This window comes from Micromonospora sp. MP36 (assembly GCF_008119785.1).
GTDB lineage: Bacteria > Actinomycetota > Actinomycetes > Mycobacteriales > Micromonosporaceae > Micromonospora.
On the sequence record NZ_VSFA01000033.1, the window covers coordinates 18,143 to 40,012 of the forward strand.

General features: G+C 73.4%; 21 protein-coding genes and 1 pseudogene. 15 read left to right on the plus strand and 7 right to left on the minus strand.

The features are described from left to right. Positions 1 to 17: 17 nt before the first annotated feature. Positions 18 to 995 (minus strand): DUF2267 domain-containing protein, encoded by a 978-nt coding sequence (locus FXF52_RS21375; RefSeq protein ID WP_148799292.1) that lies wholly within the window; start codon positions 993 to 995, stop codon positions 18 to 20. A gap of 203 nt (positions 996 to 1,198) precedes the next feature. Between FXF52_RS21375 and FXF52_RS21380 the strand changes: the two genes are divergently transcribed. From FXF52_RS21380 to FXF52_RS21395, 4 genes are all read left to right on the plus strand, one after another. After that, complete coding sequence (locus FXF52_RS21380) at positions 1,199 to 1,513, plus strand: hypothetical protein (RefSeq protein ID WP_148799293.1); 315 nt, start codon at positions 1,199 to 1,201, stop codon at positions 1,511 to 1,513. A gap of 341 nt (positions 1,514 to 1,854) precedes the next feature. Further along, positions 1,855 to 2,202, plus strand: a complete 348-nt coding sequence (locus tag FXF52_RS21385) for an STAS domain-containing protein (RefSeq protein WP_148799295.1) — start codon at positions 1,855 to 1,857, stop codon at positions 2,200 to 2,202. A gap of 70 nt (positions 2,203 to 2,272) precedes the next feature. Continuing rightward, complete coding sequence (locus tag FXF52_RS21390) at positions 2,273 to 2,719, plus strand: response regulator (protein ID WP_148799297.1); 447 nt, start codon at positions 2,273 to 2,275, stop codon at positions 2,717 to 2,719. Positions 2,720 to 2,823: 104 nt separating this feature from the next. Beyond that, positions 2,824 to 3,345 (plus strand): ATPase, encoded by a 522-nt coding sequence (locus FXF52_RS21395; RefSeq protein ID WP_148799299.1) that lies wholly within the window; start codon positions 2,824 to 2,826, stop codon positions 3,343 to 3,345. A gap of 7 nt (positions 3,346 to 3,352) precedes the next feature. On the opposite strand, the gene FXF52_RS21400 is transcribed toward FXF52_RS21395, so the two are convergent. Further along, positions 3,353 to 4,186 carry a hypothetical protein gene (locus FXF52_RS21400; protein WP_255472194.1) on the minus strand — a complete coding sequence of 278 codons (834 nt, stop codon included), beginning with the start codon at positions 4,184 to 4,186 and terminating at the stop codon, positions 3,353 to 3,355. A 331-nt stretch (positions 4,187 to 4,517) separates the two neighbouring features. Between FXF52_RS21400 and FXF52_RS21410 the strand changes: the two genes are divergently transcribed. Continuing rightward, positions 4,518 to 5,468 carry an endonuclease/exonuclease/phosphatase family protein gene (locus tag FXF52_RS21410; protein WP_255472195.1) on the plus strand — a complete coding sequence of 317 codons (951 nt, stop codon included), beginning with the start codon at positions 4,518 to 4,520 and terminating at the stop codon, positions 5,466 to 5,468. A 6-nt stretch (positions 5,469 to 5,474) separates the two neighbouring features. On the opposite strand, the gene FXF52_RS21415 is transcribed toward FXF52_RS21410, so the two are convergent. After that, on the minus strand, positions 5,475 to 5,903 hold the full coding sequence (locus FXF52_RS21415; RefSeq protein WP_148799301.1) for an OsmC family protein: 429 nt from the start codon (positions 5,901 to 5,903) through the stop codon (positions 5,475 to 5,477). A gap of 84 nt (positions 5,904 to 5,987) precedes the next feature. After that, the gene (locus tag FXF52_RS21420; RefSeq protein ID WP_148799303.1) at positions 5,988 to 6,944 is read right to left on the minus strand and encodes a serine/threonine-protein kinase; all 957 of its coding nucleotides are present in this window, start codon (positions 6,942 to 6,944) and stop codon (positions 5,988 to 5,990) included. A gap of 165 nt (positions 6,945 to 7,109) precedes the next feature. Between FXF52_RS21420 and FXF52_RS21425 the strand changes: the two genes are divergently transcribed. Then, the gene (locus FXF52_RS21425) at positions 7,110 to 7,343 is read left to right on the plus strand and encodes a hypothetical protein (RefSeq protein WP_148799305.1); all 234 of its coding nucleotides are present in this window, start codon (positions 7,110 to 7,112) and stop codon (positions 7,341 to 7,343) included. 21 nt (positions 7,344 to 7,364) lie between these two features. Here FXF52_RS21425 and FXF52_RS21430 read toward each other — a convergent pair whose 3' ends face one another. After that, the gene (locus tag FXF52_RS21430) at positions 7,365 to 7,559 is read right to left on the minus strand and encodes a hypothetical protein (RefSeq protein ID WP_148799307.1); all 195 of its coding nucleotides are present in this window, start codon (positions 7,557 to 7,559) and stop codon (positions 7,365 to 7,367) included. A gap of 166 nt (positions 7,560 to 7,725) precedes the next feature. On the opposite strand from FXF52_RS21430, the gene FXF52_RS21435 reads away from it, so the two are divergent. The 5 genes and pseudogenes from FXF52_RS21435 to FXF52_RS21455 all read left to right on the plus strand — a co-directional run bounded on the left by FXF52_RS21435 (position 7,726) and on the right by FXF52_RS21455 (position 13,152). After that, on the plus strand, positions 7,726 to 8,472 hold the full coding sequence (locus FXF52_RS21435; RefSeq protein ID WP_370518007.1) for a response regulator transcription factor: 747 nt from the start codon (positions 7,726 to 7,728) through the stop codon (positions 8,470 to 8,472). Beyond that, positions 8,450 to 9,952, plus strand: a complete 1,503-nt coding sequence (locus tag FXF52_RS21440) for a HAMP domain-containing sensor histidine kinase (RefSeq protein ID WP_148799309.1) — start codon at positions 8,450 to 8,452, stop codon at positions 9,950 to 9,952. Before FXF52_RS21435 ends, FXF52_RS21440 begins: the two co-directional genes overlap by 23 nt. A gap of 460 nt (positions 9,953 to 10,412) precedes the next feature. Further along, entirely contained in the window at positions 10,413 to 11,630 is a 1,218-nt protein-coding gene (locus tag FXF52_RS21445) for an RNA-guided endonuclease TnpB family protein (protein ID WP_148799311.1), read from the plus strand. A 175-nt stretch (positions 11,631 to 11,805) separates the two neighbouring features. Beyond that, positions 11,806 to 12,202, plus strand: a pseudogene (locus tag FXF52_RS21450) (hypothetical protein); the annotation flags it as partial. A 98-nt stretch (positions 12,203 to 12,300) separates the two neighbouring features. After that, a complete protein-coding gene (locus FXF52_RS21455; RefSeq protein WP_148799313.1) occupies positions 12,301 to 13,152 on the plus strand; it encodes a helix-turn-helix transcriptional regulator in 852 nt (283 codons plus the stop codon). A 76-nt stretch (positions 13,153 to 13,228) separates the two neighbouring features. Here FXF52_RS21455 and FXF52_RS21460 read toward each other — a convergent pair whose 3' ends face one another. Further along, positions 13,229 to 13,618 (minus strand): VOC family protein, encoded by a 390-nt coding sequence (locus tag FXF52_RS21460; protein ID WP_148799315.1) that lies wholly within the window; start codon positions 13,616 to 13,618, stop codon positions 13,229 to 13,231. Between the two features lie 180 nt (positions 13,619 to 13,798). Between FXF52_RS21460 and FXF52_RS41760 the strand changes: the two genes are divergently transcribed. The 4 genes from FXF52_RS41760 to FXF52_RS21475 all read left to right on the plus strand — a co-directional run bounded on the left by FXF52_RS41760 (position 13,799) and on the right by FXF52_RS21475 (position 18,889). Continuing rightward, positions 13,799 to 13,948: a hypothetical protein gene (locus tag FXF52_RS41760; protein ID WP_167402629.1), complete on the plus strand. Its 150-nt coding sequence runs from the start codon at positions 13,799 to 13,801 to the stop codon at positions 13,946 to 13,948. Between the two features lie 5 nt (positions 13,949 to 13,953). Next, positions 13,954 to 15,369: a bifunctional 2-polyprenyl-6-hydroxyphenol methylase/3-demethylubiquinol 3-O-methyltransferase UbiG gene (locus FXF52_RS21465; protein WP_148799317.1), complete on the plus strand. Its 1,416-nt coding sequence runs from the start codon at positions 13,954 to 13,956 to the stop codon at positions 15,367 to 15,369. Continuing rightward, complete coding sequence (locus FXF52_RS21470) at positions 15,362 to 17,407, plus strand: sulfatase-like hydrolase/transferase (protein WP_148799319.1); 2,046 nt, start codon at positions 15,362 to 15,364, stop codon at positions 17,405 to 17,407. The genes FXF52_RS21465 and FXF52_RS21470 overlap by 8 nt, the downstream gene beginning before the upstream one ends. A gap of 198 nt (positions 17,408 to 17,605) precedes the next feature. Beyond that, the gene (locus tag FXF52_RS21475) at positions 17,606 to 18,889 is read left to right on the plus strand and encodes a citrate synthase (protein WP_148799321.1); all 1,284 of its coding nucleotides are present in this window, start codon (positions 17,606 to 17,608) and stop codon (positions 18,887 to 18,889) included. Positions 18,890 to 18,958: 69 nt separating this feature from the next. Here the strand turns inward: FXF52_RS21475 and FXF52_RS21480 are convergent, their stop codons facing one another. Then, positions 18,959 to 21,781, minus strand: coding sequence for a M14 family zinc carboxypeptidase (locus FXF52_RS21480; RefSeq protein WP_148799323.1), 2,823 nt, complete (start codon positions 21,779 to 21,781; stop codon positions 18,959 to 18,961). Between the last annotated feature and the right edge of the window lie 89 nt (positions 21,782 to 21,870).

Genomic DNA, 21,870 nt, shown 5'->3' on the forward strand with positions numbered 1-21,870 from the left:
GCCGGCCCTGCGGCGGCTCAACCGGCGTTCATGCCGGCGCCCGCCTCGTCGATCGCGGCGTCGACCCGCCGGGCCAGGTCCACGTCCTGCGCCGTCACCCCGTCGACCGGTCGGCTCCGTACGGTGATCATGGCGCTGTCCGGTTCCGGTCGGCCGATCTGCGGGCCGCGCCCGGTCTCGACGCGGAGCTGGTCGAGCTGGTCGAGCACCCGGTCCAGGTTGCCGGCCGGCAGCTCGATGGTGCGCACCAGCGACTGTCGGTCGCTGGACCAGTACGGCAGGCTGGCGAGCGCGTCGCGCAGCTCCTGCTCGTTCAGCGGCGCGGTGGCGGACGTCGGGCCCACCAGGCCGCCGCCGGGCTCCGGCGGTGCGAGCAGATCCCGCAACCCGTCCGGTACGCGCAGCGACTCGACCAGGTCGCCGTCGGCGTCGGCCAACGCGGCCAGGGTCGCCTCGGCCTGGTAGCGCGCCTGCTCCGGGCTGAGCCGGCTGCGCCGGCCCACCTCGGCCAGGAAGCCGGGCAGGTCCCGGTGTCGGCCGATGCCGTCCACCGGCACCACGTCGTGCAGCTTCACCGGCACCGCCGCGAGCAGCCGTTCCCGCTCGGCCTCGTCGAGCGCCCAGGCCAGCGCGAGCACGGTCGCCTCCGCCGCGACCTTGGCGGTGGAGAAGTCCACCCCCGCGCGCCGGCTGACGTTGTCGACCAGATCCCGGTAGCCCACCGTGGTGACCCCCGGGGCCTCCGGGGTCCGCTCGGGCAGGGGCCGGGGACGCTCCGGCACGCCGCCCGGCGGGGGCGCGGGGCCGCCCCGCGTGGTGTCCGGCTTGTGGCGCCCGGCCGGCGCCGGCCCGGACCGTTCGCGCTGGTCCAGCGAGGTGATCTGCTTGGACGCGCTCAGGCTGGCGCCGGTCTGGCTCGGCCGCCGGCCGCGTTCCCGGGCCTCCCGGGCCAGGGTCCGGCGGCGCTGGTTGTCGCCCTCCATCTGCTTGCGCATCGTCGCACCTCGTTCCTCTTCGGGTTGCGCCTTCCGCCGCCCGCCTTCCCGGTGCTCCCAGGAAGGAAACGGGGGGCGTTCCGGCGGCCGGCCGGGCTGGCCGACGAGCTTCATTCGCTGGGGGTGAGGGTCGCTCACCCGGTGCGGTTCCACGATCGGGATGGACCGAAAGACTTCCGACGCACGCGGAAGGGAAGGTCGCCATGAAGAGGATCGCCGAGATCGTTCCCGCCCGACCCGGCTGGTACGCCCGGTGGCAGGTCAGCCCGGAAACCACCCGCTGTTACCCGGTCACCCTGTGGGCGCTCCTTGAGGAGGCCGACGGCACCGGCCGCGAGGTCGTCGGCGTCGACTGTGTGGGGCAGTGGCCCGGTGCGGACGACAACGACGCGGCTGGGACATTCGTCCGCTATCTCTTCCAGACGCCCGACACCGGCGCACCCGAGGACGCCGAGTCCCCCACGCTCGGCGAGCTGCGGGAAGCCGGTCCGCGGCTGCAACCGGTCACCGCGGCCTGAGCCACCCTCCCCGGCCCCCGGCCCCTGGTCCCAGGGTCGGGGGCCACCCCTGTCTCCGGGCGGCCACTCAACCCGCGTCGCGGGTCTCGGGTCACCGGGGCCGCCGCCGCCCGACCCAGCTCGCCCGAGCCGGCCGGTGCGGTCGGCCGCACCCTCGGCCACTATGGACGGCGGCGCCGCGACGGTCCCCGGACGGCGCGCTGCCTCGACCGGCCCCGGGTGGTCGACGAGCTGGCGGCGCGGCCGAAGCGGTGACCGGTCGGATGCGGGCGCCGGCGGGGAACCTGCGTACACTTGCTGCACTGCAAACGTCCGCCGTTGGTTGAGCGAGAGGGGCCCCGGTGACGTTCACCGTCACGTACGCCCAGCGGGACGGGGGTGCGGCCCACCTCCGGCTCGCCGGCGAGCTCGACCTGAGCACCGCTCCGGAGCTCAACGCCGCCATCGACCGGCTGGCCGCCGACGGGCAGCGGGAGCTGCTGGTGGACCTCAGCGAGCTGACCTTCTGCGACTCGTCGGGCATCGCGGCCTTCGTGCGCGGCGACAACCGTGCCGCGGCCGAGGGTGGCTGGTTGCGCATCACCGGGGCGACCGGCCGGGTGGCCCGGGTGCTCCAGGTGACCGGGGTGGCCGAGCTGCTGCGGTACGAGGCGGATGTCTCCGGCCCGGCCTCGTCGTCCGGCCCGTGATCGGATAGATTTCCCCGCCATGGGTGACCCGCGCGGTCCCGTTCCGCAGTCGAGACGAAGCAGGTAGGTAATGGGTCCAGGCACCTCGAACCCTGTTCGCATTCTCGTGGTGGACGACGACCCGGGTGACGTCCTGATGATCGAGGAAGCCCTGGTGGACTCGGACGTCGACAAGGTCATCGACGTGGTCAACGACGGCCAGGAGGCGATGGAGTTCCTCCGGCGCGAGGGCCGGCACACCGAGGCCCGGCGTCCGGACATGATCCTGCTCGACCTCAACATGCCCCGGATGGACGGGCGGCAGGTGCTCGGCGCGGTCAAGGGGGACGAGGACCTCCGAACCATCCCGATCGTCGTGCTGACCACCTCCAACGCCGACACCGACATCCTCGGCAGCTACACCCTCCAGGCCAACGCGTACGTGACGAAGCCGATGGACCTGGACGCCTTCAACGACGTGGTGCACCGCATCGACGAGTTCTTCGGCCGGGTGGTCGTCCTCCCCAAGCGCCCCTGAGCGCGCGGATACTGAACATTTTTTCGGAACCGCCGCGGCGGCGGCCGGGAGCCCGCAGGATCGGCAGGTGGGGACGTGACACCAGCTGCCTGGGGGGCGACAGAATGAGGTTCTCGGTCGTTGAGGCCGGCTACGACCAGCGGCAGGTGGACGCCTGCCTGGACGAGCTGGCGATCCGGTTGGTCCGGCTCGCGGCGCGCGCGGAGAGCGCGGGCGGCGCCGGCCGCGAGTGGGACCAGATCCGGCAGGAGGCGACGCAGCTCTGCGATTTCCTGCACCGGCGCACCGCGCCGGTCGAGGTCGACGTGGCCGCCGTGCGGGCCGGGGCGTCGGCGGTGGAGCGGGAGGCGGCGGAGCTGCTGGCCGAGGCCCGCAGCGAGCTGGAGGCCGCCCGGCAGGAGGCCCGCCAGGTGCGCGAGCAGGCGTACGCCGAGGCGGTGCGGGCGCGCCGGGACTTCGAGGCGGCGCTGCTGGCCCGCCGGCGGCGCGCGGCCCAGGTGGAGGAGATGCTGGCCGGGGCACCCGGCGACGTGGTGCCGGCGGACACCCCGACCGCCGCCGCCGGGGTGCCGGCGACCCGGGTCGGCGCTGGCGGTCCCGGGCCGGCCGAGCGGAGCGCCGCCTGAGCGCTGCTCAGACCAGGGCCGCGACCACCGTGGTGGCCCGCTCCTCGTGCTGGGCATACGCGTCGGGGAAGGCGGACACCTGCACGGCCTGGGCGGCCTGGGTGAGGCTCAGGTCTGCCCAGCCGGGCACCTCGTTGAGCGCGGTGAAGAAGGCGCGGGCCGCGTACGCCGGCCGCATCAGCTCGGCGACCGTGCCCCAGCCGCTGCTCGGCCGCTGCTGGAACAGCCCGACCGAGTCGTGGTCGGACCCGCTGCCCTGGTGCGGGTAGTCGTAGGACTCGGGCAGCACGTCGCTCGCGAGGTTGTAGAGGTTGCTCTCCTGCATGGCCGTGGCGACGGCGATGACGAGCGCCCGGCGCGGCAGCTTCATGGCCCGGCCGACGTCGACGATCACCTTGGCGTTGTCCATCTGGAGCTGGTCGAGTCCGGCGACCGGGCGGGGGCGCTTGGGCTTGGTCGGCTTCTTCGGCGTCTTCTTCTTCGTCGGGGTCGGGCTGGGCGTGGCGACCGGGACCGGGGTGACCGGCACGGCGACGGGCGGCGCCGTCCGGGTGAAGTCCCGGGAGGCGCGCTGCTCCGTGGCGGCGCGGTCGGCCAGCACCTGCCGGACGGGCTCGTGCCGCTGGCCGGTGTCCTGGACGCCGACGAAGCCGATCAGGCCGAGACAGCAGGTCACGCCGGCGGCCAGCGCGACCCGGGCGGGCGTCGACCGGGCCGGGCCGCGGCGGCGCGGCGCGGCCCGATGCCGTCCGCTCCTCCGTTCGGCCGATGCGCTGTCGGTCGTCAGGCCACAGACGCACGTCTCGGTCAGGTTCTGCTGCGAGGGGTCGTCGGGGTGCACCCGGAGAGGCTAGAGACCTTCGCGCCGGTTGCCACCGGGGTGATTGGTGGCATGCGCCACAATTTGCCATGATCCACGGGCCCATTACGCTCGGTGAATCACGAAAGCCGCCCTTCTTTCCTTTCGCATTTGTCGGTAATAACGGAAAGACCAGGACGAGGCCGGCAGATGATCATCTTTGCGATGGTTCGACCGCGCCTCCTCCGTTCGGCCCATGCCAAGCCCGGCCGCCTGCGGCTCGTGTTTCAGCCGGGAGGCCCAACCGGGCCGTGGCCGCGGTATGCCGGGATCGCGCCCACCTGGCGTGGGCCGGCTCGATACGATGCGGACGGTGACGGAGCAGATGGTGGATGAGCGTGCCGCCGGTGACCCCACCGGTCGTCCCGGCCGGCGGGGACTGCTGGTCAGCCTCCTCGCCGTGCTGCTCGCCGTGCTGCTCGCCGGCCACCGGGCGGTGCCCAACGTACGCGGCCTGGGCAGCCTCGTCGACAGCGTCACCCCGCTGCTCGGTCTGGGCGTACCGCCGCTCGCGCTGGCGGCGCTGCTGCGCCGGTCCCGGCGGGCGCTGCTCGCCGTGCTCCTTCCGGCGGTCGTCTGGGCCGCGCTCTTCGGCAGCGCCTGGCTGCCGTCGGCGGCCAGCGCCGGGCCGACCTCGGTCCGGGTGGCCAGCCAGAACCTGCGCTCCGGCAACCCCGACCCGGCGGCCACGGTCGGCGCGCTCGCCGGCGCCGAGGCGGACCTGATCGGGCTCCAGGAGGTCGACGACGACGACCGCGTCGACGCGGCGCTGCGGGAGCGGTACCCGCACCGGGCCGCCGTGTCGACGGTGGCGCTGTGGAGCCGGTGGCCGATCCGCGACTCGGTCGGCGTGGACACCGGCCTGGGCTGGGACCGGGCGCTACGGGCCGTGGTCGCCGCCCCGCAGGGCGACCTGGCGGTGTACGTGGTCCACCTGGGCTCCGCCCGGGCCGGGCACACCGCCACCCGCGACGAGACCCTCGCCGCACTGGCCGCCACGGTGCGGACCGACCCGGCCCCCCGGCTGGTGGTGCTCGGCGACCTGAACACCGCCACCACCGACCGGGTCTTCGCGCCGCTCACCCGGCTGCTGCACGACGCGCAGGCCGACGCCGGTCAGGGCTTCGGGTTCACCTGGCCGGCTGAGCTGCCGGTGACCCGCCCCGACCACGTGCTCTACCGGGGATTGACCCCCACCGCGGCCGGGGTGCTGCAGACCCCGGACAGCGACCACCGGGCGGTGACCGCCGGCTTCCGCTGGTGAGAGCGGTCAGTGCCGGCCGCCGTCCGCCGGCGTGACGGTCAGCCGGTGCCGGCTGTTGTCGCCGCTGGAGAACGGCCACAGCCGGTCGGCGTGCACCACCAGGTCGGCCAACTGCTCACGGGTCAGGCCGGCGGAGGAGATCTCGGCGTGCACGTCGGCCCGGTACCGGCCGTCGTCGTCGCGGCCGAGCCTCGCCTCCGCGGTCACCTCGACGGTGTGCGCCTCGTCGGTGATCTCGGCGGCCGCCTCCACCGCCGCGTGGTGCAGGCAGGACGCGAACGCGGCGGCGAGCAGCTGTTCCGGCGTCAGCCCGGTGCAGTGCGGCGCCAGCGGGGACGCCAGGGCCGTGGAGAGCCCGCCGTCGTCGGTGCGTACGTGACCGCCCGCGGCGGTCGCCGTGGCCTTCTCGTGCAGCCCGGAACTCGGATCCGACATCGCGTTCCTCCCGTCGCTCACCCGCCCGGCTACCCGGCCCCCGCCCGGCGAAACCGGCCCGGAACGCGCCGCCGAGCGGCGGCGTCAACAGGGCGTACGGCTCGTCCAGGTCAACTCGTCGAGGCCCACCGCCTCGGTCGACGCGGCGGCGGCCTGCTCGGTCCACGGGGACACCGGGGCGGGCCGCTGCCGGGGCGCGGCCGGCTGCATCATCGGCACGTACACCCGGGCGTCGACCGCCTCCGCCAGCAGCAGCGCGGCCATCAGGCTGGTCGGGCGCCGGGCCGGATCCTCCGACAGGCACCGGCGGCAGAGGTCGGCGACCTCCGGCGGCAGGCCCTCGATCTCCGGCAGCGGCTCCGGCGCCTGCCGCCGGCGGCTGCCCAGGTACTCGGTGGTGCTGCTCGCGGCGTATGGCAGCCGGCCGGTCAGGCAGTAGTAGAGGAGCACGCCGAGGGCGTACATGTCGGCCGCGGGGGTGGCCGGCTGCCGGTCCAACTGCTCGGGCGCCAGGTACGCGGGCGTGCCGATCACGATGCCGTCCGGGGTCTCGTCCGGGGTGCCGGCCGGAGTGGCGATCCCGAAGTCCAGCACCTTCGCCCCCGCCGGAGTGAGGATCACGTTCGCCGGCTTCACGTCCCGGTGCACGACGCCCTGCGCGTGCGCGGCGGCCAGCGCGGCGCTCACCTCGGCGCACACCCGGACCCCGATCCGCCAGTCCAACGGGCCGCCGCGCAGGTGCGCCGCGAGCGTCTCGCCCTCGGCCAGCTCCATCACGATGTACGGCAGCTCGCACCCGCCCGGGGCGTCGGCGGTGCCGAAGTCGTGCACGCTGGCCACGTTCGGGTGGACGAGGCGGGCCGCGGAGCGCGCCTCGGCCCGGATCCGCTCGACCGACGTGGCCTCGTCGTCCAGCCCTGGAGAGATCAGCTTCACCGCCACGGTCCGGTCCAGCACCAGGTCGTGCGCCCGCCAGACCTCCGACATGCCGCCGACGCCGACGCGCTGTTCGAGCTCGTACCGCCCGCCCAGCGTCCGCATCGGCCTCTCCTCGCCCTCGTCCGGCCCCGGGCACCGCCCCGGGTCCTGCGGGTCGCGGTACCCGGGGCCCGAGCAGGGCAAACCGCCGGGGTTCGCGCGCCGGGCCGGGCGGCGCGGGTAGCGTCCCCGGCAGAGGGTCGGGCCGGCGGGAAACGGAGGGGCGCGGTGGCTCTGGTGCGCGTGCGGTTCGTCGGCGGGCCCGCCCACGACCTGGTCCGGGAGCTGCCGGCCGAGCCGGACGGGGAGCCGCCGCGGCGGTGGATTATGCGGCACCCCGGCGAGGCGAGCGCCCCGCCCGGCGACGAGACCGACCACCTCTACGAGCGGGACCACCGGGACGGCTGGGGCACCTGGACGATGCGGTACGTGCGTACCGAGCCGTTCGGCGCCACCGAGTGAGCGGCCTCGGGCCGGGTGCCGTCACCACCGGGCAGCCGGCTGGGGAAGAGCCGCCGGCCGGGCCCGCGGCCAGGCGGGTACGCCCTGGCCGGCGAGCCATTCCGGGCCGTCCGCGCCGTGCACCAGCGCCGCCACCGCCAGCATCGCCGCCCGCGCCGCGTCGGCCGCCCGGGCCCGCCACCACCAGCGCACCTCGAAGGTCCCGTTCCCGCCCATGGGGGCAGCGTGCCGGCACCGCCTGGAGACGACGTGGGGCACACCTGTCGCCCCGCTGTGCGTCCCGGCCGCCCTCGCGCCCGCGCGGTGACGCCGTGGCCGGCCCCACAGCTGGTACACAGGATCGGGACAGGCGCGGCACAGCGGGGCGGCCCACGATGGGGGCATGGGGATGGACGGGCAGACCATGCGGGGCCGGATCGAGCTGCGCCGACCGGACGGCGAACCGGTGCGCGTACTGGTGGTCGACGATGAGCCGACGCTGACCGACCTGCTCACGATGGCCCTGCGCTACGAGGGCTGGGAGGTGGCCACCGCCGGCAACGGGACGGCCGCGATCAGCACCGCCCGGCAGGTCAAGCCCGACGTGGTGGTGCTCGACGTCATGCTCCCCGACCTGGACGGCTTCCAGGTGCTGCGCCGGCTGCGCGAGGAGAGCCCGAGCGTGCCGGTGCTCTTCCTCACCGCCCGCGACGCGGTGGAGGAGCGGATCGCCGGGCTCACCGTCGGCGGGGACGACTACGTCACCAAGCCGTTCAGCCTGGAGGAGGTGATCGCCCGGCTGCGTGCCCTGCTGCGCCGCTCCGGGTTCGCGGTCGCCGCCCGCGAGGAGGCCGTGCTCACCGTCGGCGACCTCAGCCTCGACGAGGACAGCCACGAGGTACGCCGCAGCGGCGACCTGATCACCCTCACCGCCACCGAGTTCGAGCTGCTGCGCTACCTGATGCGCAACCCGCGCCGGGTGCTGAGCAAGGCGCAGATCCTCGACCGGGTCTGGAACTACGACTTCGGCGGCCAGGCCAACGTGGTCGAGCTGTACATCTCGTACCTGCGCAAGAAGATCGACGCGGGCCGCGAGCCGATGATCCACACGCTGCGAGGCGCCGGCTATGTCCTCAAGCCGGCGGAGTGACCTGGCCGGGCGGCTGCGTCGCTGGTTCGCCGGCTGGTCGCTGCGCCGCCGCCTGGTGCTCTCCGTGGTGGCGCTGCTCGCGCTGGTCAGTGTCGGCATCGGCGGGCTGACCACGGTCGCCCTGCGGCACTTCCTCGTCGGTCAGGTCGACGACCAGCTCACCATGAACGACCGGCGCTCCGGCGACCTGCCGCCCTGGTTCCGGCAGTCCGGCGATTCGCGGCGACCCGGCCCTGGCGCCCAGCGGCCGGAGCCGCCGCCCGGCTTTCCATCCGGCTCGATCGCGATGCGGATCACCGACGGCGTGCCGATCGCGAACGCCCGAGCCGAGTCGGGGGGCGTGGAGCCCCTTTCCGCCACCGACGTCGCCGCACTCGTCGCGCTGCCGACAGACGCCCAGCCGCGCACTGTCGAGCTCGGCGACCGAGGTGACTATCGCGCGGCGGCGCACCGGATGGCCAACGGCGACGTGCAGGCCGTCGCCATCCCGCTCGCCGAGGTCGAGGAGACGGTCATGTGGATGGCCATCGCCCAGGCCGGCGTGATCGGCGCGGGTCTGATCATCGCCGGGGGCCTCGGCGCGCTGATCGTCCGGGCCACGCTGCGCCCGCTGAACCGGGTCGCCGCCACCGCCACCCGGGTCACCGAGCTGCCGCTGGATCGCGGCGAGGTGGCGCTGTCGGTCCGGGTACCGGCGGCCGACACCGACCCGCGGACCGAGGTGGGGCAGGTGGGCGGCGCGCTCAACCGGATGCTCGGCCACGTCGCCGCCGCGCTCGCCGCCCGCCAGGCCAGCGAGACCCGGGTACGCCAGTTCGTCGCCGACGCCAGCCACGAGCTGCGCACCCCCCTGGCGGCGATCCGGGGGTACGCGGAGGTGGCCCGACGCGGCCGGGACGAGGTGCCGCCGGACGTGGCGCACGCGCTGCGCCGGGTGGAGTCGGAGAGCACACGGATGACCAGCCTCGTCGACGACCTGCTGCTGCTCGCCAGGCTGGACTCCGGCCGGCCCCTCGCGGCCGAGCCGGTGGACCTCACCGCGCTCGTGGTGAACGCGGTCAGCGACGCGCACGTGGCCGGCCCCGACCACCGCTGGCAGCTCGACCTGCCGGACGAGCCGGTGACCGTCACCGGGGACGCCCACCGGCTGCACCAGGTGGTGGCCAACCTGCTCGCCAACGCGCGGGTGCACACCCCGCCGGGCAGCACCGTGACCGTCCGCCTCACGGCGGTCGCCGACGGTGTCGAACTCAGCGTCACCGACGACGGCCCCGGCATCCCCGCCGACCTCCAGCCGGAGGTATTCGAGCGCTTCGCCCGCGGCGACAGCTCCCGCTCCCGGGCGCACGGCAGCACCGGTCTCGGCCTGGCCATCGTGGCCGCCGTGGTGGAGGCCCACCATGGCCGGGTCGACGTGAGCAGCCGTCCCGGCCGTACCGCCTTCACGGTGCGGCTGCCGGATTCCACAGCCGACGCATAGGTCGTTCATGGGGCCGGACCAGCGGCCCGCCGGAGGCTGGCCGGCATGGACAGAACAGAGAGCCTGCTGACCGCGCCCGCGGCCGGGTCGTCGACGAGACCTGGCCCCGCGCCCGCCCCGCGGACCCCGGCGCCGTCCCGCGGCCCGCGCTGGGCAGACCGGCCTTGGTCGGCCTGCTGCTGGCCACCGCTCTGGTCCATTGGTTAGCGCGCACACCGCGGGCTATTGCCGTCGGGTTGGCGCGTCAACTCGTCACAGGCCCTCGGTAGCGTGGCGACGTGTCCCGTCTGAGTGTCCGTCGTGGTGTGGTCGAGCAGCAGGTCTCTAGTGTTGCGGGAGGAGTTTTCGTCAGCCGTTTGCGGCTGGCCGCCTTGGGGACGAACGCGCATTTCGCGGCGATCGCCGCAAGCATTCCATTGGCGGCTATGACAGGTACATCGAGCAGCAGAAGCCTACTTGAATGCTGACCGGCCGTCGCTATCTGCTCGCGTTCAGCGATGAGCAGGCCGCCTACGCCGAGCAGGTGGGTGCGGTGTGTCGGGCGGTGTGGAACACGGGCCTGGAGCAGCGCCGTGAATACCGCCGCCGTGGCGCGTTCATCGGCTACAACGAGCAGGCCCGGCAGCTGGCTGAGGCGAAGAAGGACCCGGCTTGCGGGTGGCTGGCTGACGCGCCGTCGCACACGTTGCAGCAGACCCTGCGGGACCTGGACCGGGCGTGCAAGGCGCATGGCACGTGGAAGGTGCGCTGGCGGTCCAAGACGCGCACCGCGCCGTCGTTCCGGTTTCCCGACCCCGTCCAGATTGCGGTGCGGCGGCTGAACCGTCGGTGGGGTGAGGTGCGGCTGCCGAAGTTCGGGCCGGTCAGGTTCCGGTGGACCCGTCCGCTCGGCGGCGTCATCCGTAACGCCACGGTCTCCCGTGACGGCGGACGCTGGTACATCTCGTTCTGCGTCGAGGACGGCGTTGCCGAGGCGGCCCCGAACGGCAAACCATCGGTCGGCGTGGACCGAGGTGTGGCCGTGGCTGTGGCCACCTCTGATGGGGGTCTGGACGATCGGGAGTTCGTCACCCCCGGCGAGGCGGCTCGGCTCAAGCGGTTGCAGCAGCGCCTGTCGCGGTCGCTGCGGGTCCATGGCCGTAACCGTGGGTCGAAACGTCGGGATGCTACCCGCGCGCAACTCGGCCGGCTGTACGCGCGGATACGGGCCCGGCGGGCTGACTTTGCTGCGCAGACCGCCGTGCGGCTGGTCCGCGAGCACGGCCTGGTCGTTGTCGAGGGCCTGCGGATCAAGAACATGACCGCGAGCGCGAAGGGCACCGTTGAGCAGCCCGGCCGTAACGTCCGCCAGAAAGCGGGCCTGAATCGGGCCATCCTGTCCAAGGGTTGGGGCGGGTTCCTGCTCAAGCTGGAACATGCCGCCCGTTACCACGGAGCAAAGATCGAGAAGGTCAAGCCCGCGTACACGTCGCAGACCTGCAACGCCTGCAAGCATGTCGCCCCGGAGTCCCGCGAGAGCCAAGCGGTCTTCCGGTGCGTCGCCTGCGGGCATCAGGACCATGCCGACGTGAACGCGGCCAAGAAAATACTCGCCGCCGGGCTGGCGGTAACAGGGCGTGGAGACCTCGGGGTTGCCCGGTCTGCGAAGCGCCAACCATCCCGAAGGCCTGCGGCATGAAGACTCCACAGCCTCGGGAAACTCCCACCATCACTGGCGGGGAGGAAGTCAAGTTTCGGTTCAACAATCCCCTGCTGCTCCACACGGGTGCAGCCGGGCGTGTGAACGGAAGGGACACGAGCAGAGCCACGGTCTGGCCTCCGCGAACGGCAGCGTACGGTTATGGACAAGTCCGGCCTCAAGGGCGGGTATCTCCCGCGGCTACACCCTTCTGCTGCGGGGCACCCTCGCGGTGCAGTTCTCCGACGCCCAGTGCGGGTTCAAGGCGATCTGCGCCGACGTGGCGGCCGAGCTGCTGCCCCTCGTCCAGGGCACCGGCTGGTTTTTCGACACCGAGCTGCTGGTCCTGGCCCAGCGGGCCGGGCTGCGCCGGAACGCCGGCCGGCACCACCTCCAAGGGCTGCTCGCCTTCGCCCTCGGCCTGACCTGACCAGCGGCTCCCTGACTCTCCTGCATGCCGCCTCGAGCACCCCACCCGGGCGCTGGAACTGACCGTGCTGGTCGCCGCGAACCTCGCCGCCACCGTCTTCCACTTCACCCTCCTCCACCTCGCCATGCAACACCACCGCTGACCCGCCTGTACGGCCGCTGTGGATCTTGGACAGTCTCCGTTCCCCGCGTACGGGAACTGTCCAAGATCTCGGTGGAGACGTCGTGGCAGGGTGGGCGGATGTACCGGGAACGGGCGGCCAGCGGGATCGCGGGGGCGGTGCTGTGGGAGAGCGTGTCCCGCGGCGACGCGCCCACGCGGGTGCTGCCGGACGGGTGCCTGGACCTGCTCTGGTCCAGCCGGGCCGGGTTGCTGGTCGCCGGGCCGGACCGCACCGCCCACCTGTCGGCCGGCGCACCGGGGGAATGCTGGGTCGGGCTGCGCCTCCCGCCGGGCGTCGGACCGGCGGTCTTCGGGGTGCCCGCCCACGAGCTTCGGGACCGCCGGGTATCCCTCGCCGACCTGTGGGGCCGGCCAGCCGGCGAGCTGGCCGACCGAATCGAGGAGGCCAGCTCGGCTGCGGAAGCCGGCCGGTTCCGCCCGGCCGGTCAACCTACGCCGTTGGCCGCCCCCGGCCACCTCAGGGCGTCCGTGGGCCGCGGTCGCGTTGGACCGTCCGCCCAGCTCGGCCGCGTCGCATCGCCGGCTGGGTTCGACCACGTCGCGCCGGTCGCCGTCGTGCTGGAGGCGGTCGCGGTGGCGCGGCTGCGCGCCGCCGGCGGGCCGGACCCGCTCGGCGCACGGGTCGCCGCCCGCCTCGCGGCCGGCGCCACGGTGGCGGCCACCGCCGCCGAGGTCGGCCTCGGCGCGCGGGCGCTGCACCGGCGCAGCCAGGCCCTCTTCGGGTACGGCCCGAAGACCCTCGCCCGCATCATGCGGATGCGCCGGGCCCTCGACCTGGCCCGGGCCGGCACGCCGCTGGCCGAGGTCGCCGCCCGGGCCGGGTACGCCGACCAGGCCCACCTCACCCGCGAGGTGAAGGACCTGGCCGGGGTGCCGCCGACCCACCTGCTGCCGGGCCACCGCGTCTGACCAGCTCCCCGCGTTGGTGCCCCTCGGGGTCAGGAGGGGGTCTGCCATCCCGCAGGCGTCAACCAGGGGCCCCTGCTCACAGCGGGGCGAACAGGTCGACGCCGTTGCCGTCCGGGTCGTGCAGCACCGCGTACCGCTGGCCCCAGAAGGCGTCCCACGGCGGCAGGTGGCCGTGGTGGCCGGCGGCGGTCAGCTCCGCGTACCAGCGGTCGACCTCGGCCGGATCGGCGCAGCGGAAGGCCAGGGCCATCCGGGGACTCCCGGTGGCCGGGGTGAAGCCCGGGTCGAAGGTGCGCACCGTGTCGACCGCGTCCCAGGCCAGCCGGACCCCGTTGTCGAGGGTGATCTCCACGTGCGGTTCCCGTTCCGCGCCGGGCGGGATCGCCAGCCCCAGCCGGCGGTAGAAGTCCAGCGTGCGGCCCATGTCGGTGACGACCATGCCGATCAGATCGAAATGCGGTGTCATGGCCGCCACGGTAGGGGCCGGCGGGCCGGGATGTCTTGAACGGAACGGACGTGGGCGGAGTGGCGGGTGTGCCCGACACGGATCGCCTCGGCGGCGTACGGTGAAGGACAAGTCCGGCTAAAAGGCCTAAAGCCCCTTTATCGGGCTGGCCTCCATCAACGGCGAGGGAAGGGGGCAGCCGTGACGCACCTGGCCTACCTGGATGCGGGATCCGGCAGCCTGATCGTGCAGGCGGTGGTCGGTGGGGTGGCCGGCGCGGCGGTTGCCGCCAAGCTCTACTGGCGCCGGTTGGTGGCCCGGTTCCGCCGGCAGCCCACCGACCGGGGCTGACCGGCGTGGCCTTCTCCGACACCGGCGTCCAGGCCGAGCCGGGGTCTTTCCGCGACCCCGGCAACCGAGTCTTCCACCGCAACGGCGAGGTGCTGCGCGGGCTCGACGAAGGCTCCGCCGGCGACTGGCGGGCGCTGGCCGCCGCCGACTTCTTCCGCGACCTGCTCGCCGCGGGCAAGGTCTGCGGCACCGAGGAGCTGACCCCGACCCCGGCGGACCTGCCCTGGGCGGCGGTGCTCCGGCACGAGCGCATCCCGTTCGTCTCCCACCCGTACGAGTGGACGTACGGCATGCTGCGTGACGCCGCCCTGCTGCATCTGGACGTCCTGCGGATGGCGTTGGCCGACGGCTTCACCACCAAGGACGGCTCGGCGTACAACCTCCAGTGGCGAGGCGCCACGCCGGTCTTCATCGACGTCGGCTCGTTCGAGCCGGCCCGCGACGGAGAGCCCTGGGCCGGGTACCGGCAGTTCTGCCAGACCCTGCTCTACCCCCTGCTGCTCCAGGCCCACCTCGGGATCGATTTCCAGCCCTGGCTGCGGGCCCGGATCGACGGCATCGAGCCGGACCAGATGCGGCGGCTCTTCGGCGGGACGCGGCGCTGGCGGCCCGGCGTGCTCACCCACGTCCACCTGCACGGCGCGATGCAGGCCCGCAACGCCCGCGCCAGCACCGCCGAGGTCCGCGCCCAGCTGCGGGCCGCCGGCTACTCCCGGGAGCTGGCCCTGGCCACCGTACGCGGACTGGAGAAGCTGGTCCGCCGGCTGGACCACCGGCCGGGGGAGAGCTACTGGTCGGACTACCAGCGCACCTGCGCGTACTCGGTGCCGGACCGGCAGGCCAAGGAGCAGTTCGTCGACCGGGCGGTGGCCGCCGCCGCGCCCGAGCTCGTCCTCGACCTGGGCGCCAACGACGGCCGGTACGCCCGGATCGCCGCCCGGCAGGCCGGCTACGTGGTCGCGGTCGAGCAGGACCCGGTGGTGGCCGACGCGCTTTACCGCGCCCTGCGGGCCGCCGGGGAGCGGCGCATCGTGCCGCTGGTGATGGACCTGGCCGACCCGTCGCCCGGCGGGGGCTGGCGCGGCGTCGAGCGGGCGGCCTTCGGCGACCGGGCACGCGCCGACCTGGTGCTCGCGCTGGCGGTGGTGCACCACCTGGCGATCGGCCGGAACGTGCCGCTGGCCGAGGTGCTGGACCAGTTCGTGGCGCTGACCGCGCCCGGCGGCAGCCTGGTCGTGGAGTTCGTCCACCCCGAGGACCCGATGGCCCGCCGGCTGCTGGCCAACAAGCCGGACGGGCTCTTTCCCGACTACCGGCGGGCGGCGTTCGAGCCGCTGCTCGCGGCGCGCGGGCGGATCGTCCGCCAGGTCGAGCTGCCGTCCGGCACCCGCACGCTCTACCAGGTGGTGGTGCATGGCTGAGCAGACCCTCGTACCACCCGAGGTGCGCCCGGTCGCCCCGGCGCCGACCGGGGGCCGGGGGGTGTGGCGGGGCGAGCTGGGCCGGCTGCTGGAGGTGGCGGCGCTGGTCGGGCTGGTGGTCACCCAGCCGCTGCTGGACGTGCTGGGGCGCAGCCCCGACTTCTTCCTCTTCCACCGCGCTTCCCCGGCGGACGTCCTGCTCCTGGTGGGCCTGATCGCGATCGCGCCGACCGTGCCGCTCGCCCTGCTCGGCACGGTCAGCCTGTGCGCCGGGCGGGTCACCCGGGCGGTCGTGCACACCCTCGTGGTGGGGCTGCTGCTGGCCGCCCTCGCGGTCCAGGTCGGGCGGCACACCACGCCGCTGCGCGGCGTACCGCTGCTGCTGGCGGCGGTCGTGGCCGGCGCGGCCGGGGCGGCCGCGCACCGCCGGTGGCGGGCGCCGGCGCGGGTGCTGCGGGTGGCCGCCGTCGGGCCGGCGGTCTTCGTCGGTCTCTTCCTCTTCGCCTCGCCGGCCTCGGCGGTGGTGCTGCCCCGCGGCCACACGGGTGCCACCGGGGTGGCCGGCGCGGGCGTCCACCCGCCGGTGGTCATGATCGTCCTGGACGAGTTGCCCCTGGTCTCGCTGCTCGGACCGGACGGGCGGATCGACGCCACCCGCTATCCGAACTTCGCCGCGCTGGCCGCCGGCTCCACCTGGTACCGCAACGCCACCGGGGTCAGCGGCTGGACGCCGTACGCGCTGCCGGCCATGCTGACCGGCCGCTACCCGGCCCAGTCGGTCGCCCCGCACTACTCGCAGTACCCGGACAACCTGTTCACCGCCCTCGGCGGGCTGTACGAGATCAAGGCGGAGGAGAGCATCACCCGGCTCTGCCCGCCCAGTCGCTGCGAGCAGCCGGCCACTCCGCCGCAGGGCCTGGGCGTGCTGGTCCGGGAGAGCGGCAAGCTGCTGCGGCAGGTCACCGCGCCGGTGGACATCCGGGTCGACCCCGAGACGTCGTACCGGGAGCTGACCCGGGCCGAGGCGGGGCTGGACGCCGCCGAGCCGGTCCCGGCCGACCCGAAGTTCCGCTGGGACGCGCTCAACGCCAACCAACCGGCCCGGTTCACCAGCTTCCTCGCCGGGCTGCACCCCTCGTCCCGGCCCACCCTGCACTTCCTGCACCTGCTGATGCCGCACGCCCCGTGGGCGTACCTGCCGTCCGGGGCCCGGTACGCCGCGCCGGAGGACCTGCCCAACGACGGCGCCGGCTGGGTGGACCTGGCCCGCCAGCGTCACCTGGCCCAGCTCGGCTACACCGACCGGCTGATCGGCGAGACGCTGCGGACGCTGCGGGCCACCGGCCTCTACGACAAGGCCCTTATCCTGGTCACCGCCGACCACGGGGTGAGCTTCCTGCGTGACTGGCAGGGCCGGGGGATGGACGCCATCAACCACGCCGCCGACCAGGTCGCCTGGGTGCCGATGTTCCTCAAGGAGCCCGGCCAGCGGGACGGCCGGATCGACGACCGGAACTGGCAGCACGTCGACCTGCTGCCCACCATCGCCGACGAGACCCACGTGCGGATCCCCTGGCGGATGGACGGCCGCTCGGCGAAGCAGGCCGCTCGGACGGGAGCCGACAAGCGCTTCTACGACCGGCCCGGGGAACCGGTGCCGATCACCGGCGGGGTGCCCGCGCCGCCCGCCACGCCGGCCCCGGACCGGCTGGTGGGCACCCGGCCCGGCAACAAGCCCGCCGGCGGTACGGCCACGGTGGCGAACCTCGCCGCGTTCCGCGCCGTCGACCCGGCGACCGGCGACCTGCCCGCCCTGGTGTGGGGCACCCTGCCCGCCTCGGCGCCGGACGGGACGAAGCTCGCGGTGGCGGTCAACGGCACCATCGGCGCCGTGGTGCCGGTCGTCCCACCGGACAAGGGCGGCCGGCGGTTCGCGGCGCTGCTGCCCGACGACCGGCTCTTCGCCGCCGGGGCCAACCGCCTGGACATCTACCGGGTGGGCACGGACGGCTCGCTGCGCCGGCTCACCCTGTCCTGACCGCCACCATGACCCGCCCGACCGCCCCGGCCCACGGCCGGGGTGGTCGCGCTTCCATGGGGTTTCCCAGCCGGCAAGTCGGGAATCGCGTGACGCATACCTCACCGAAGAACCACGGCGAGCGGTGTCCCCCGCACCGCGATTACGGTAAAAGCGAAGGCAATTCAACGAAGATCTTGCCGGCGAAGCGAGGAACAGATGACGGAAGTCAAGCTCGACCACCCCGGTGGGCAGCTGTCGATGCCGGTGCAGTCCGCGGTCGAGGGCCCCGCCGGCATCCGGGTGGGTAACCTGCTCAAGGAAACCGGGATGACCACCTACGATCCCGGGTTCGTCAACACCGCGTCCTGCTCGTCCGCGATCACCTACATCGACGGTGACGCGGGCATCCTGCGCTACCGGGGCTACCCGATCGAGCAGCTGGCCGAGAACTCCTCCTTCCTGGAGGTCTCGTACCTGCTGATCTACGGCGAGCTGCCGACCCCGCAGCAGCTCACCGAGTTCAGCGAGCGGATCCGGCGGCACTCGCTGCTGCACGAGGAGATGCGCCGCTTCTTCGACGGCTTCCCGCGCGACGCGCACCCGATGGCCGTGCTCTCCTCGGCGGTCAGCGCCATCTCGACCTTCTACCAGGACAGCCTGGACCCGTTCGACTCCGAGCACGTGGAGATGTCCACGGTGCGGCTGATGGCGAAGGTCCCCACCATCGCCTCGTACGCGTACAAGAAGTCGATCGGCCAGCCGCTGCTGTACCCGGACAACTCGCTGGGCTACGTCGAGAACTTCCTGCGGATGACCTTCGGCGTGCCGGCCGAGTCGTACGAGGTCGACCCGGTGGTGGCCCGGGTGCTGGACATGCTCTTCATCCTGCACGCCGACCACGAGCAGAACTGCTCCACCTCGACCGTGCGGCTGGTCGGCTCCAGCAACGCCAACCTCTTCGCCTCGGTCTCGGCCGGCGTGAACGCCCTCTTCGGCCCGCTGCACGGCGGCGCCAACCAGGCCGTGCTGGAGATGCTCCAGCGGATCCAGGCCGACGGCGGCGACGTCCGCTCCTTCGTGCAGAAGGTGAAGGACAAGCAGGACGGCGTGAAGCTGATGGGCTTCGGCCACCGGGTCTACAAGAACTACGACCCGCGCGCCGCGATCGTGAAGAAGGCCGCCCAGGACGTGCTCGGCCGGATGGCCAAGCCGGACCCGCTGCTGGACCTCGCGGTGCAGCTGGAGGAGATCGCCCTGGCGGACGACTTCTTCGTCTCCCGCCGGCTCTACCCGAACGTGGACTTCTACACCGGCCTGATCTACAAGGCCATGGGCTTCCCGACCAAGATGTTCACGGTGCTCTTCGCCCTGGGCCGGCTGCCCGGCTGGATCGCCCAGTGGCGCGAGATGATCAACGACCCGGAGACCAAGATCGGCCGCCCGCGCCAGATCTACACCGGCTACCCGAAGCGGGACTACGTACCCGTCGCGGAGCGCTGAGCCCGGTCCTGACGGCGAAGGCCGCCGACCCCGTGGGGGTCGGCGGCCTTCGCCGTATCGGCTGGTGCGTCAGGCCACCAGGGAGCGCAGCGGGATCTGCGCGTCCCGCAGGGCCTGCACCATGTCCCGCAGGAACGGGTGCTCGTCGGCCTGCAGGCCGTCCCGGTTCGGGATCACCAGGTAGGCCGACCCGTCCACCACGGAGACCCGGGCGGTGTCGGTGTACCGGGCGATGACCGCCGCGGCGCGGTCGCGGTCACCGGCCGCCACCTCGACGCTGATCGGCCGCCACTCGCCACCCAGGTCATCCGCCACCGGCGCCGCCGCGGCGGCCGCCCGGGCCGGGTCGATCCCGGTCGTGCGGCTCAGGGCGGCGCGGTTCGGCGCCGCGCCCGCGCCCGACGGGTAGAGCAGCGCGTTGGCCACCAGGTGCAGCCCGTTCTCGTTGTACGCCCGGAACAGCGGGTTGAACGCGAACAGCACCGCCCGGCCGGACCCGGTGGGCTCGTCCACCAGCGCCACCGTCCCCTTGAGCGCGTCCGCGCGCACCGTGTAGCCGTTGGCCCAGAAGGTGTCGTCGGACGGGTAGGTGAGGACGTTGGTGCCGGTGGTGCTCGGCGTCAGGATCGAGTCGCTGTTGTTGAACTCGAAGTCCTCGGCCGGGCGGCCCAGCGCGACCGGGCTGCTGCCGTCGACGTCGACCCGCAGGTGCGAGCCGATCATCCGGTAGTCCGCCGGCTTCGTCTTCTCGGTGGTGGAGGTGAGGCCGGCGGCCCGGGCCATCCGGGTGCCCTCGTTGCGCAGACCGAGGTAGGTGTGGCCCTGGGCGACCCAGTTCCGCAGGTTGGCCTGCCCGGCGGCGGTGAGCCCGCCGGTCGCGTTGCTGCCGTCCGGCACGAGCAGCACGGTGCGCTCGGTGAACGCCGGGGTGTTGTCGTTGATGTCGGCGGTGGTCACCGGCTTGAGGTCGAGGCCCCACCGCTTGCCCAGCACGTACCGGGCCTCGCCGTGCGAGCCGGAGGTGGTGGAGATGCCGGTGCCCTGGAACAGCCCGACGTCCGGCAGGTCGACCGCGGTCCCGCTGGCCGCCGCGTCGTGCGGGTTCAGGGTCACCCCGAGCGACCGGGCCAGCTGGTCGATCTCCGGGGTCAGGCTCTTCGCCGGGAAGCCGACCACGCTGGTCTCGAGGTCACGGACCAGCGGCACCCCCTGGCCGAGCAGCCGGAAGGTGAGCTCGGCCGCCGCCGCGGAGTCCAGCGGGTACGCGTACGAACCCTTCGCCCCGGCGGCAAAGGGCTTGCCGCCGGAGATCTGCCGGACCAGCTGGGCCGGGGGCCGGACGTCGTCGCCGGTGTAGAGGGCGTTGACCCCCATCAGCAGCGGGTTGCTCCAGGACGACACGTCGTAGAAGTACGGGAACGGGACGTACGGGTCCTCGCCCATGATCCCCTGGATCCAGTGCTTCTGCGGCTGGTCCATCGGGATCCAGTACGCGCCCACCGGCACCGTCACGTCGGTCGCGGAACGCCCACCGAAGATCCGGGCCGTGGGCACCTTCGTCGGCTTGGTGACCTCGTAGACCTCGACGTCCATCCGGCGCAGCCGCTCGACCAGCTGGCGCACGTCGGCGAGCTGGCGGTCGGGCAGCAGGAAGTACGACCGGATCTTGACGTCCGGCACCGGGAACTGAACGGTGTTGGTCGGCTGGACCACCTCGTTCGGCTCCAGCGTGCCGGCCTTGCCCTCGGCGAGCGCGTCCGTCCAGATCTTGAAGTAGCTGCTCAGCACCTCGTGCTTGTTCGCGGCGGCCCAGCCGAGGGTCGACCACTGGGTGTGGAACTGCTGCTGGACCCGGTCGGCCACGGCCGACGCGCTGCCCTTCTCGAAGGTCATGCCGGCGGCGCCGAAGCCGGCGGCCGGGACCGTGTCGCCGTAACCCATGAAGAACAGGTCGTACGTCGAGTAGTTGAAGTAGCACTCGGTGGTGACGGCCCCGCCACAGGCGCCGTTGAAGCCGAAGCCCGCCTTGTTGGCCTCGCCGATCCGGTTGATCCAGTCGACGTTCTCGCTGGAGATCTCGTGGTGGATCGGGTCGGCGTTCGGCGGGAAGAAGTACTGCCGGCCACCCATCTCGTGGGCGTCGATGAAGACCTGCGGCGGGTACTGCCGCAGGAGCTCGATCTTGCCGTCGGTCTCCTGCTGGGTCCGGGCGAACCAGTCCCGGTTCATGTCGAAGCCGTACTCGTTCTGCCGGCGGCTGGCGTCGCGGCCGTCCGGGTTCTGCGTCGGCACGATGACGGTGACCAGGTTGTCGTTCCGCTCCGCGACCGCGCAGGACAGGCCGGAGGCCAGCTCGTACAGGGTCTTCAGGGCGGCGTCGGTGCCGCTCTTCTCCCCACCGTGCACGTTCGCGGTCACCCAGACGATGGCCGGGCGGTCGGTCGCGGTCTCGGCGGCCTGCTTCGCCGTGATCCCGCGCGGATCCCGCAGGTCGCGGATGTCCCGGGCGATCTGCTGCAGGGCGCCCGGCTGGACGTGCCGCTCGTTCGAGACGATGGCGTACGGCAGCGGCTGGCCGAGCACGCTCGTCGCCATGACGCCGGTGACCACCCGGTCGGAGGCGTCGTCGACGGCCTTCAGGTAGCTACGGACCTCGTCGTTGGTGACGACGCGTTCCTGGCCGGTGCCGAGCGGGAAGCCCAGCGCCGACTCCGGGCTGGGCACGGTGGACAGCCGGGCGGTCGGGTCGGTGCTGCAGTTGGGGGGCGTGGGGGCGGCGCCGGCCGGGACGCCACCGAGCAACGGCGTCAGGCCGGCCAGCAGCAGCGCCGTGGCGACGCCGGCCGTTCTTCTCGTGGGGACCGCCCCGGGCGGACGCTTCGACAGGCGCATCGGAATGCCTCTCTTCGCTGATTGGGGGAGATCAACTGAGTGGATCGAAACCCTATGATCGGGTTTTCCTGCGGTCAAGGTGCAGCTCG

What these genes read in the sequence shown, in the direction of transcription:
- FXF52_RS21445 (WP_148799311.1), top strand. Translation starts at nt 10,413, where the DNA reads ATGCTGACCGGCCGTCGCTATCTGCTCGCGTTCAGCGATGAGCAGGCC.
- FXF52_RS21415 (WP_148799301.1), bottom strand. Translation starts at nt 5,903, where the DNA reads ATGTCGGATCCGAGTTCCGGGCTGCACGAGAAGGCCACGGCGACCGCC.
- FXF52_RS21435 (WP_370518007.1), top strand. Translation starts at nt 7,726, where the DNA reads ATGGGGATGGACGGGCAGACCATGCGGGGCCGGATCGAGCTGCGCCGA.
- FXF52_RS21460 (WP_148799315.1), bottom strand. Translation starts at nt 13,618, where the DNA reads ATGACACCGCATTTCGATCTGATCGGCATGGTCGTCACCGACATGGGC.
- FXF52_RS21470 (WP_148799319.1), top strand. Translation starts at nt 15,362, where the DNA reads ATGGCTGAGCAGACCCTCGTACCACCCGAGGTGCGCCCGGTCGCCCCG.
- FXF52_RS21430 (WP_148799307.1), bottom strand. Translation starts at nt 7,559, where the DNA reads ATGGGCGGGAACGGGACCTTCGAGGTGCGCTGGTGGTGGCGGGCCCGG.
- FXF52_RS21375 (WP_148799292.1), bottom strand. Translation starts at nt 995, where the DNA reads ATGCGCAAGCAGATGGAGGGCGACAACCAGCGCCGCCGGACCCTGGCC.
- FXF52_RS21380 (WP_148799293.1), top strand. Translation starts at nt 1,199, where the DNA reads ATGAAGAGGATCGCCGAGATCGTTCCCGCCCGACCCGGCTGGTACGCC.
- FXF52_RS21480 (WP_148799323.1), bottom strand. Translation starts at nt 21,781, where the DNA reads ATGCGCCTGTCGAAGCGTCCGCCCGGGGCGGTCCCCACGAGAAGAACG.
- FXF52_RS21455 (WP_148799313.1), top strand. Translation starts at nt 12,301, where the DNA reads ATGTACCGGGAACGGGCGGCCAGCGGGATCGCGGGGGCGGTGCTGTGG.
- FXF52_RS21440 (WP_148799309.1), top strand. Translation starts at nt 8,450, where the DNA reads ATGTCCTCAAGCCGGCGGAGTGACCTGGCCGGGCGGCTGCGTCGCTGG.
- FXF52_RS21475 (WP_148799321.1), top strand. Translation starts at nt 17,606, where the DNA reads ATGACGGAAGTCAAGCTCGACCACCCCGGTGGGCAGCTGTCGATGCCG.
- FXF52_RS21395 (WP_148799299.1), top strand. Translation starts at nt 2,824, where the DNA reads ATGAGGTTCTCGGTCGTTGAGGCCGGCTACGACCAGCGGCAGGTGGAC.
- FXF52_RS21420 (WP_148799303.1), bottom strand. Translation starts at nt 6,944, where the DNA reads ATGCGGACGCTGGGCGGGCGGTACGAGCTCGAACAGCGCGTCGGCGTC.
- FXF52_RS21390 (WP_148799297.1), top strand. Translation starts at nt 2,273, where the DNA reads ATGGGTCCAGGCACCTCGAACCCTGTTCGCATTCTCGTGGTGGACGAC.